This is a genomic window from Embleya sp. NPDC025285 (assembly GCF_055558835.1).
In genome coordinates this window covers 1-8,712 of record NZ_JBVHLU010000204.1, presented here as the reverse complement: position 1 = coordinate 8,712, position 8,712 = coordinate 1, and the positions used below count along the sequence as shown (strand labels likewise).

Genomic DNA, 8,712 nt, shown 5'->3' with positions numbered 1-8,712 from the left:
CTTCCTCCCCGCCACTAACAACCCCCCCACAAGGAGAAAAAGAAAAAAAAAACCCCCCCCACCCCCCCCCCCCCCCCCCCCCCCCCCCCCCCCCCCCGCTTCCGTATGTCCTGCTCAAGAGCGGTAGCGGTGGGATTTGAACCCACGGATAGCTTGCACCATCACACGCTTTCGAGGCGTGCTCCTTAGGCCACTCGGACACGCTACCGAGAGAGAGCTTACCGGATGCCGGGCTGTGCTTCGTCACCGGATTCCGGGGAGCGGGTGTGGGTGAAGAAGTCGCGCAGGACGGCGGTGCAGTCCGCCGCCGCGACGCCGCCGACCACCTCGGGGCGGTGGTTCAGGCCCCGGTCGCGCAGCACGTCCCACAGCGAGCCCGCGGCGCCGGCCTTGGGGTCCCAGGCGCCGAAGACCACCCGGTCCACCCGGGCCAGCACGATCGCGCCCGCGCACATCGTGCAGGGCTCCAGGGTGACCACCAGGGTGCAGCCGGACAGGCGCCATTCCCCGACGGCCTTGGCGGCCTCGCGCAGGGCGAGGATCTCCGCGTGCGCTGTCGGGTCGCCGTGCGCCTCGCGTTCGTTGCGGCCGCGGCCGAGCACCGCGCCGTCCGGGCCGAGCACCACGCACCCCACCGGCACATCCCCGGTGTCGATCGCCAGGGCCGCCTCGGCCAGGGCCAGCCGCATGGCGGGCTCGTACCGACGAAGCGCGGGGTCGAACGGGGGCTCGGGCACCGGCAGGGGCATCGTGCTCAGCGGACCGTCTCCAACTCGTCCGCGCAGCCCAGACGTTCCGCTATCACCGCGATCGCGTCCGCCGGCAGACCCGCCTCGCCCGCGAGGTCGGCCAGCAACTGGGCCGACACCCCCAGGTCCACGAGCACCGTCTCGTCGCCCGCGGGGCCGGGCGGCAGCACGGCCTCGTCGTCCTCCTCCAGGCCGTCCAGCACATCGGCCGTCAGCAACGCGTCCGCGTAGGCGCTGCGGGAGACCGCGGCCACGTCGGAGACGTAGATACGCGGGTCCTCCTCACCGTCCACTCGGACGACCGCGAACCAGGTGTCCTCCTGTTCGACGAACAGAAGCACCGGTTCGTCGTCCACCGCCGCCGACCGTGCCAGCGCGGTCATCCCCGCCGAGTCCTCGACATCGTCGAGGTCGGCTTCACGGGCCTCCCACTGCTCGTCTGTACGTACGAGCACTGCGGCGAAGTACGCCACGGGACTCTCCAAGATCGTTCGCTTCGGCGTTGTCCCTCGCATCGTGGCAGATACCGGACCACGACGACGGGAATTGGCGCACGTTGCCGAACAAGGTCGCCGAGACGATCGAGGATCGCTCGCATTCAGTAACGGAACGTACGCATCCGCATCATCTGTCGTAGCCGCTCGTTGCGCGCGCGTCGCGGCTGGATGCGGGCTCGCAACTCGCGCGCCTCGGCCAGTTCGCGCAGGAAAAGCGTGCGGCGGCGCCGCCGGGCCGCCTCCTCCTCGCGACGCTGGGCCGCCGTCGTTCGAGGTTCCCGACTCTCCATCACCACGCCCCAGGACTCGAAAGGCCGCCGAAACCGACGTGGCTGTAGTTCCCGGGACACGCCGGCTCAGTCATCCCTCCGGCAGACCACACCGGAAGGGCATTCACAAATGGGTGTAACAATCATAATTCGCCCGACATTCCCGCATGCACCCGAGTCGGACCGTCCGCACGGCCGACGAATGCCGCCGAAGACAGCCCGAATCCGACAACCCCGCAGGGCCGCCGGGCAGGCCAAACGGCTAATGTCGCAGCATGCGGATTCACGTCGTCGACCATCCTCTGGTGGCCCACAAGCTCTCCACCCTGCGCGACCGGCGCACCGACTCGCCGACCTTCCGGAGGCTCGCCGACGAACTGGTCACGCTGCTCGCCTACGAGGCGACCCGCGGGGTACGCGTCGATCCGGTGGCGATCAGCACGCCGGTCAGCGAGACCACCGGCGTCAAGCTCTCCTACCCGCGGCCCCTGGTGGTGCCGATCCTGCGGGCCGGCCTGGGCATGCTCGACGGCATGGTGCGGCTGCTGCCCACCGCCGAGGTCGGTTTCCTCGGCATGATCCGCAACGAGGACACCCTCGAACCGTCGACCTACGCCACCCGGATGCCCGACGACCTCAGCGGCCGGCAGGCGTACGTACTGGACCCGATGCTGGCCACCGGCGGCACGCTGATCGCGGCCACCAAGCTCCTCCTGGAGCGCGGCGCGCACGACGTGACCGCGATCTGCCTGCTCGCCGCCCCCGAGGGGGTCAAGGTGATGCAGGAGGCGTTCCAGGACACGCAGGCCAACGTCACCGTCGTGACCGCCTCGATCGACGAACGCCTCAACGAGCACGGCTACATCGTGCCGGGCCTCGGCGACGCCGGCGACCGGCTGTACGGCACCGCCGGCTAGAGCGGCACCGGCCCGGCATACCGCCGTCCGAGGTCGATCCCGCTCGCGGTTCCCGCACGGGAGCAAGGCCCTTCCCCGTCAGGCCGAACGCCGGATGCGCGGCGGCATGCCTCGGCGCATGCTGGAGGTGTGCCCGGGGCTGGGCAGGAGCCCCGCAGGCACCCCGGGACTGTTTGCCGATGCTGCGAAGGTACGACCCACCTTTGCTCCGGCGGGGGTCCCACAGGGGAGAGAGAGTGGCCGGTCCCCCCGCGGCCGCTCCCTCTCCCCTATTGTTTCTCCCCGATACCTCAATCGGGGAGGCGAGGACATGCAGGCGCAGACCAAGAGGATCCTGACGCTGCTCCTGATCGTTTTCGTCATCTACACGATCATCGCCACGCCGGAAAAGGCCTCCGACCTCGTCGCGCAGTGGTTCCAGGCGATGTCGTCCGCCGCCAAGTGGTGCGGCGACACGATCAGCGGCTGGGCGAGCTGAGGCGCGCACGTCGAGAGGTGGGGGCGGGGCCGGTCACCGGCTCCACCATCGACCCGCACGCGATACGTCGCTACCTGCTGCCGACCGAGATCTGCGCGATAGCCGTGCGCCGGCACTGGGCGATCATCCTGCGCCCGCTGGCGACCACCGCGCTCGGACTGATCCTGCTCATCGCGCTGCTCGTGTACTTCCCGGCCGAGAACCTGGCCGTGCACTACGGCGTGTGGCCGATCGGGGCCGGGCTCCTGCTGTGGTGCTCGGTACACGTGCTCACCTGGCGCAACGACTACTTCATCGTGACCGACAAGCGGATCATCCTGACCACCGGGCTGATCGCCAAGAAGGTCAACATGATGCCGCTGACCAAGGTGACCGACATGAGCTACCGGCGCACACCGGGCGGCCGAATACTCGGGCACGGGACGTTCGTGATGGAGTCGGCCGGGCAGGATCAACCTCTCAAGGAGGTCGGGTTCGTCCCCCGACCCGACGCGGTCTACCTCAAAGTGTGCGATCAGCTGTTCGGTCCCGGTGTCGATCCCGGTGTCGACTAATCGGCAGAACCGGCGAGTAACGCGAAACGGCTGGTAAAACCTCGAATTTTCTTTGCGGTGATTCGCGGCTTTCGTACTGTCGACATGCCGCTAGATACACCCGCATCACCTGACAAATCGGGGATGTCGCAAGGGGTTTGGGGCGGTTCCCCTCGCCGGTAAGGGGCTACCGAACGACGGCTGCCGTTCCACCATGGCCGGCAGCGGCCAGGTTCCGCTCCAGGACCGACGAGGAGGTGGGCTCTCCAGTGCTGCTGCGAGATGCTTCCCACGAGGGCACGGCCGGCTCGACCGCCGACCGCGCCGCGCCCGCGCGCCTTCCCCGTACCGGCATCCCCCGCGCCCGCGCGGTCAGGGGTTCCGGCACCGACACCCCTCAGGACACGCGCACGCTGTCCCGAACCCTCCTGCTCCGCCTCACCGATGTCGTCGAGGGATCGGCCGAGCACGCCTACGTGCGCAGCACCCTGGTCGAGCTGAACCTGCCCCTGGTGCGCTTCGCGGCCAACCGCTTCCGCAGTCGCACGGACCAGTACGAGGACGTGCTCCAGGTGGGCACCATCGGGCTGATCAAGGCGATAGACCGCTTCGACCCGCATCGCGGCGTCGAGTTCCCCACCTACGCCGTGCCGACCATCATCGGCGAGATCAAGCGCTTCTTCCGGGACACCTCGTGGAGCGTGCGGGTGCCCCGCCGGCTCCAGGAGCTGCGCCTGGCCCTGGCCGAGGCCACCGAGCAGTTCAACCACAAGTACGACCGTGCCCCGACGGTGGTCGAGCTGGCCAAGCACCTGAACCTGACGGTCGAGGAGATCCTCGAGGGCATGGAGGCGGCGAACGCCTACTCCCCCGCGTCGCTGGACGCACACGACCTCGACGACGATCGCGACAACGCGCTGATCGCCCGGCTCGGCCAGGAGGACGAGGCGCTCGACGGCGTCGAGTACCGCGAGGCGCTGCGACCGCTGCTCGCCCGGATGAGTCCGCGCGACCGGCAGATCATCATGCTGCGCTTCTTCGGCAACATGACGCAGTCACAGATCGGCGAGCGGCTCGGCATCTCGCAGATGCACGTCTCCCGCCTGCTGGCCCGCGCGCTGGCGCGCCTGCGCGCCGATCTGTCCGCCTGAGCGGTCCCGACCTCGACCCGCGCCTCGACCGATGCCCGGCAAGGCCACTGACGATCCGTCAGCGGCCTTGCCGGGTGCCGGCTCGAGCCCGGAGGCCGGGGGCTCGGACCCGCCCGGGCGTCGCGTCGCGTCGCTCAGAGGGCGAGGAGCCGGGCCCGGAGCTTGTATTCCGTGATCGGGTCGATGTTCAGACCCTTGCGCAGGTAGTTGTCGAACGAGCCGTACTTCTTCCGCACCTGGCCGAACGCCGTGTCCAGGTACGACTTCTGCACGTACAGGAGCGGGTCCATCAGGGTCGGGTCCTGCATCAGACCGGCGGCCTTCAGACCTGCCTTCGTACCCTCGTTGCGGGCCCGGAGGTTGTCGTTGCTGGCCAGGTAGTCGCCGTAGACGGTGGCGTCGTCGACACCCAGCGCCTTCAGGACGACCGCGGTCATCCAGCCGGTGCGGTCCTTGCCCGCCGTGCAGTTGTAGATCACCGACTTTCCGTCCGCGATGTCCCGGAGCACGGTGGCGAACTGCGCGCGCTGGGCCGGGTCGTCGACGAAGCCCCGATAGATGTTCTCCAGCGCGGCCGCGGCCTTGCCGTTGCCCAGCAGTTCCTGCTGCTTGATCGGATCCCGGCTGCCCACCGCGGCGTTGGTGATGTTGGTCAGGTTGCCGTCGGCGATCGGCAGGTTCTCGACCACGGTGCCGGCGGGCAGCTTGTTCACGCCGTTGGCGGCGATCTCGGTGTCCGTACGGAAGTCCGCAGACACGTCCAGGCCCAGGCTCGCGAGGCGGGCCACGTCCGCGTCGGTCGCCTTGCCGAGCGCGTCGGTGCGGAAGACCTGGCCGTACTTGACGGTCAGGCCCCGGCTCGTGCGGTAGCCGCCGATGTCGCGGGCGTTCGGCGCGCTCTGCAGGCCGAGCGAGCGCGGTGCGGTGACCATGCCTACGAACGGGCCGGTCGGGGTGATGTTGAAGTACCAGCGCTTGGCCGGGTCCAGGCCGGACACGGTCAACGAGTTGCCGTTGGTGGTCCCGACGAGCGAGGTGAAGCGGTCCACGTCGGTGGACGCGTACACGTGCATCGGGCCGGGCCGGCGGTCGGTCCAGGTGACCGTGTACGTACCGTCCGCGTTGGCCGTGGCCGACGCACTCGTGACGATGCCGAGGCCGCCTCGGGCCGAGACGTTGGCATCGCTGTCGCCCGTGCCGGCCGAGGCCTGGGCCGAGGTGACCGCGACGGAGCCGCCGAGCGTGAGAGCCGCCGTGACGGCGATGGTCGCGAGGCGGGTGGTGCGTATGCGCATGCGGTTGTGCTCCCGAAGAGGAAGTGCTCGTAAGCGCGCGGGAACCACCTGGAAAACAACCGGTCGTTGCTACCGCGCGCCGGGCACCACTGTAGTGAGGACGGGTCACCCACTCCAGACGGTGGCGTATGGAGAGACGAACGCATCATCGCCGGCACCGCCGGCTCGTCGCTGCCGGCGGCCACGGGGATCTCCAACCGACCGTATTTCCCGCCCACTTGGTGACGCGGCCGACGCATCCGCCGCATCCGGGACATCCGCGGCCAGGACGGGGAACGCCGACACGGTGCTCGGGAGTTTCCCTGATACGCCGTCAAATAGGTACCGAGCACCGGGATTCCGGGTAGGAGCCCGCCGTCCGCACGGTGGTCGGGACGACCCTGGGGCAAAGTGGGGACCAATGCGCGCGCGTGGGCACACGGGCACGGGCCGTGCACGCTATACCTGTTGATACTTGTCGCACGGGTGGGAGGACGCACGCCCACCGGCGACACGACGGGACCGGCTCGCCGGCCGGCCCGAGGCGAAGGAGGAAGCCGTGCCGGACGGTACCAGCAAGCGCCACACCCCCGGCGATGGTTCGCCGGCCGAGCCCATCCCGCGAGCACAGGGTCCACGACGTCCCGCACCGGTCGGTCGCGAACGTCCCGATCCCGACTACGATCGCCGACCGGACCCGGACTACGACCGCCGGGTCGACCCGGACTACGACCGCCGCCCCGACTCGGAGTACGACCGCAACGGGGCCTCGCCCGAGGGCCCGATCGGTTACCCGGACTCGGCGCCGGATCAGCCCGGCCGCCGATCCGGCCGCGCGCGGCGGGTCGCGAACTGGTTCGGCTTCGGCGCACCGGCCGAGGAGGACGAGCCGGATCCGTACGACCGCCGGCCCGGCTTCGGGCGGCGCGATCCGTACGAGGCCGATGCCGGGGTGTACGACCAGGGCCCGGACTACGACACCGACTATGACTCGGCGCCGCCCCCGACGTCGGGACGCACTCGGCGGCGGACCGGCTCCTCGCACTGGGAAGACGTGATGCTCGGCTCGTCGCCGTCACCCGGCACGCCGATGTCGGACACCATTCCCGGCGACACGATGCCACCGGACCGACTGCACCGCGGGCCGCAGGGCGTACTCCCGCCGTCACGCGGAAGCACCCGTCCGGGACGCCGCGAGGACCCGACGCCCCGGTGGCAGCCCGACGCCGAAGACGACATCGCCCCCGCGGATCCGATGGACCCGGTCGATCCGCTCGACCCGGGACCGAGCCCGTCGTCCGAACGCCGCCCGGCCTACCCGCCGATCCCCAAGCACAGGCCGGCCCCGGCGGCCGAGTCCGACCGGCCGACCACCCTCGACAAGGTGCCGCCCCGCGGTGACGCCGACGATGTTCGACGGCTCGACTCCGCGACCGCACCGGAATCGGACGACGACGACGCCGAGCCGGGAACCTCGTTCATCCCGGTGCCCGATGCCCCCCGCGTCCCCTACCGCCCCGGGCCGGCGGCCGAGAGTGCCGGGGACGAAGTACCGCGAAGGATGCTGCGCATGTTGCCCCCACCCGCCCTCGCCGACGGCGGCGGCATGGTCGTCGACGGTGGCCGGCTCGGCCGGTTGAACGTCCGCGCCGCCGGCGTCCGCGGCGAACTGCACCAGCAACAGGGCCTGCCGCGGCAGAACTGCTTCGCGGTCGGCCCGGACCCCAGCGCGCGCTGGACCATCGCGATCGTCTGCGACGGGGTCGACAACGCGCACGCGTCCGAACTCGCCGCCCAGATCGCGGTCCGCAGCGCCTACCGCACCGTCGCCAGGATGGTCGCCCGCGAGCGACACGAGAACTGGGACTGGGCCGGCGTGCAGGCCGAGGTCGAGGACGACCTGCGCACCCGACTCGCCGCCACCGCGGACCGGGCGCACGAGCTGGGCCGCTCCGAACCCGCGACGCGCCTGGCGATATTGGTCACCGCCGCGGATCCCCTGGAGGACGACCGGGTCGACATGGCCGTCCTCGGCGACAGCACCGTGCTCCGCCTGGCCCAGGGGGGCTGGCGCGCGCCGCTGGGAATCCGGGACACGACGGCGGAGACCGCCCCGGCCGCCATCCCCGACCAGGCGGGCGACGATCAGCTGCGCATCTGCCGGACCACCTGGCGTCCGACCGACGTCCTGGTCATGATGACCGGCGGCTTCGCCGAAGCTCTCGGTCAACCGACGGCCGGGCTCGCCCCACGCCTCGCCGAGGATTGGCGTACTCCGCCATCGCTGTTCGACTACCTGCGCGACGTGGACGAGGGTCTTCGCCTGCGCGAGGACGACGGTTGCGTCGTCGCACTCTGGCCCTCGGCGTGACCCCTTGACGCATTGACGCGCCATTTCGGGCGGTGAACATCAATGCGATGAATATCGATTCACCGCATACCGCGTACCTCGGGCGGGACCCCGAACAATTGGGGCCCGCCCGTCGGTATGTCAGCTCACGGCAATGAGCACGGCAATCGCGACCACGATGATCGCGACCACGACACCGGCGATCAACAACACCGGCGGGGTGCTGCGTCGGGCCGGTTCGCCGGGGGCCGCGGGGCGGTCCTCGTTGACGAAAGCCCGGAACATCTGAGTGCTGGCTGCGGGATCCATCTCGTTGTCAGGCATGCGCACGACCATACCGCCGCACTCGAAAAACGCAAAAGGCCCGCCCCCGAAAAGGGGGCGGGCCTTTCACACGTAGATTCCGGCGGCGTCCTACTCTCCCACACCCCTTCGAGTGCAGTACCATCGGCGCTGGAGAGCTTAGCTTCCGGGTTCGGAATGAGACCGGGCGT

At 70.0% G+C, this 8,712-nt stretch carries 10 protein-coding genes, 1 tRNA gene and 1 rRNA gene; 5 read left to right on the top strand and 7 right to left on the bottom strand.

Translation table 11 applies throughout. The features are described from left to right. Window positions 1–121: 121 nt before the first annotated feature. The 4 genes from ACZ4FV_RS51020 to ACZ4FV_RS51005 form a co-directional block, all read right to left on the bottom strand. A tRNA-Ser gene (locus ACZ4FV_RS51020) sits at window positions 122–208 on the bottom strand. A gap of 10 nt (window positions 209–218) precedes the next feature. Next, window positions 219–749 (bottom strand): tRNA adenosine(34) deaminase TadA, encoded by a 531-nt coding sequence (tadA, locus tag ACZ4FV_RS51015; protein ID WP_402234329.1) that lies wholly within the window; start codon window positions 747–749, stop codon window positions 219–221. Window positions 750–754: 5 nt separating this feature from the next. Beyond that, the gene (locus ACZ4FV_RS51010) at window positions 755–1,222 is read right to left on the bottom strand and encodes a tRNA adenosine deaminase-associated protein (RefSeq protein ID WP_355534957.1); all 468 of its coding nucleotides are present in this window, start codon (window positions 1,220–1,222) and stop codon (window positions 755–757) included. Between the two features lie 125 nt (window positions 1,223–1,347). Further along, window positions 1,348–1,536, bottom strand: a complete 189-nt coding sequence (locus tag ACZ4FV_RS51005) for a hypothetical protein (RefSeq protein WP_395866549.1) — start codon at window positions 1,534–1,536, stop codon at window positions 1,348–1,350. A 254-nt stretch (window positions 1,537–1,790) separates the two neighbouring features. Here ACZ4FV_RS51005 and upp point away from each other — a divergent pair, with 254 nt between their 5' ends. The 4 genes from upp to ACZ4FV_RS50985 all read left to right on the top strand — a co-directional run bounded on the left by upp (window position 1,791) and on the right by ACZ4FV_RS50985 (window position 4,594). After that, window positions 1,791–2,432, top strand: coding sequence for a uracil phosphoribosyltransferase (upp, locus tag ACZ4FV_RS51000; protein ID WP_395866547.1), 642 nt, complete (start codon window positions 1,791–1,793; stop codon window positions 2,430–2,432). Window positions 2,433–2,742: 310 nt separating this feature from the next. Further along, complete coding sequence (locus ACZ4FV_RS50995) at window positions 2,743–2,910, top strand: hypothetical protein (RefSeq protein ID WP_395866545.1); 168 nt, start codon at window positions 2,743–2,745, stop codon at window positions 2,908–2,910. 17 nt (window positions 2,911–2,927) lie between these two features. Then, the gene (locus tag ACZ4FV_RS50990; protein WP_395866543.1) at window positions 2,928–3,464 is read left to right on the top strand and encodes a PH domain-containing protein; all 537 of its coding nucleotides are present in this window, start codon (window positions 2,928–2,930) and stop codon (window positions 3,462–3,464) included. A gap of 248 nt (window positions 3,465–3,712) precedes the next feature. Further along, window positions 3,713–4,594, top strand: coding sequence for a SigB/SigF/SigG family RNA polymerase sigma factor (locus ACZ4FV_RS50985; protein WP_161362103.1), 882 nt, complete (start codon window positions 3,713–3,715; stop codon window positions 4,592–4,594). A 134-nt stretch (window positions 4,595–4,728) separates the two neighbouring features. Here the strand turns inward: ACZ4FV_RS50985 and ACZ4FV_RS50980 are convergent, their stop codons facing one another. Further along, window positions 4,729–5,889 carry a tyrosine-protein phosphatase gene (locus tag ACZ4FV_RS50980; protein WP_395866541.1) on the bottom strand — a complete coding sequence of 387 codons (1,161 nt, stop codon included), beginning with the start codon at window positions 5,887–5,889 and terminating at the stop codon, window positions 4,729–4,731. A gap of 538 nt (window positions 5,890–6,427) precedes the next feature. On the opposite strand from ACZ4FV_RS50980, the gene ACZ4FV_RS50975 reads away from it, so the two are divergent. Beyond that, window positions 6,428–8,239 (top strand): protein phosphatase 2C domain-containing protein, encoded by a 1,812-nt coding sequence (locus ACZ4FV_RS50975; protein ID WP_465328224.1) that lies wholly within the window; start codon window positions 6,428–6,430, stop codon window positions 8,237–8,239. Window positions 8,240–8,359: 120 nt separating this feature from the next. Here the strand turns inward: ACZ4FV_RS50975 and ACZ4FV_RS50970 are convergent, their stop codons facing one another. Together ACZ4FV_RS50970 and rrf are read right to left on the bottom strand one after the other, a co-directional pair. Beyond that, on the bottom strand, window positions 8,360–8,542 hold the full coding sequence (locus tag ACZ4FV_RS50970) for a hypothetical protein (protein WP_395866537.1): 183 nt from the start codon (window positions 8,540–8,542) through the stop codon (window positions 8,360–8,362). 77 nt (window positions 8,543–8,619) lie between these two features. Then, window positions 8,620–8,712 (bottom strand): 5S ribosomal RNA (rrf, locus tag ACZ4FV_RS50965); the annotation flags it as partial.